This is a genomic window from Streptomyces sp. NPDC059696, assembly GCF_042733745.1.
GTDB lineage: Bacteria > Actinomycetota > Actinomycetes > Streptomycetales > Streptomycetaceae > Streptomyces.
The window spans coordinates 1-1,092 of sequence record NZ_JBHWFG010000137.1; the positions used below are offsets into that span (position 1 = coordinate 1).

Genomic DNA, 1,092 nt, shown 5'->3' on the forward strand with positions numbered 1-1,092 from the left:
CCCGTGGGCCCGGTGATGGTCACCGCGGACGAAGCCGGCGAACACTTCCAGGTCAAGGGCTACGTCAACGGCGAACTCGTCCAGGACGGCAACACGCGCACGCTCGTGTTCGGCCCCGCACAGTTGCTTTCCTACATCTCGCAGTTCACCGTTCTTCGTCCGGGAGACCTTGTCCTCACGGGAACGCCCGGGGGAGTGGGCATGGGCATGACCCCGCCGCGCTTCCTCCAGGACGGCGACACCTTGACCACAGAAATCGACGGGATCGGCCGGCTGGAGAACCGGTTCCGGATCCACGTTCCAGCCACCACCCCCGCCTAAAGACAAAGGAGAAACCCATGAGCCAGACCACCACCGAATACCGCCTCGAAGGCGACAACTCCATCTACGCCCAGCCCGACGGCAAGGTAATCCCCGTCGTCACCCGGGCCGGCGCGGAGGACACCAACACGGCACAGTCCGGGGACTGCATCCGCGTCTCTGGCGTCAGCATCCAGCACACCCCGGCAACCAAGATCTGGTTCGGCCAGGTGTCCAACACCCCCGGCTACCGCTCCCTCCCGCACCACCACGGCGAAGCAGAGACCGGCGGCTACGTCCTCCGCGGCCACGGCCGGATCTACTTCGGTGAGAACTACGCAGAGTTCATCGATATGAAGGCCGGCGACTGGGTGTTCGTGCCGCCGTTCATGCCGCACGTCGAAGCGAACATGTCCATCACCGAGGAACTCGTCTGGCTGACCGCCCGCACCCCGGAGAACCTCGTGGTCAACCTTGAGGACGTCCCGGACGAGGCCCTCGCCGACTACCGTCGGGCCTAGGCATGATCACGGGAACCCTGACCTCGGAGACCTTCCTGCGGGCCGTTGAGCTGACAAGGACGGAGGCCCAGGTCTTCGACGAAGCCTACGAGGCCACCACCCAGTACGTTCCGTGGCCCAAGGCTTACGGTGGAGACATGGTGGCCCAAGCCGCAGCGGCAATGATGCGCTCGGTGGACGCGGACAGGCAGCTCCACTCGATGCACAGCTACTTCATGCGCCCGGTGGACATCGGTTCGACGGTCCGCTACGAAGTGGAACGCCTCCGGGA

Annotated in this window: 3 protein-coding genes; all 3 read left to right on the top strand. The window is 65.1% G+C overall.

Annotated elements, in window-relative coordinates; all coding sequences use genetic code 11:
- The coding region (locus ACFV20_RS37145) for a fumarylacetoacetate hydrolase family protein (RefSeq protein WP_385665593.1) at positions 1 to 321 on the top strand (321 nt) is incomplete at its 5' end.
- A gap of 17 nt (positions 322 to 338) precedes the next feature.
- Positions 339 to 821 (top strand): cupin domain-containing protein, encoded by a 483-nt coding sequence (locus tag ACFV20_RS37150; RefSeq protein WP_385665596.1) that lies wholly within the window; start codon positions 339 to 341, stop codon positions 819 to 821.
- A gap of 2 nt (positions 822 to 823) precedes the next feature.
- Positions 824 to 1,092: acyl-CoA thioesterase domain-containing protein (locus ACFV20_RS37155; RefSeq protein ID WP_385665598.1), on the top strand; the 269-nt coding region annotated here is incomplete at its 3' end.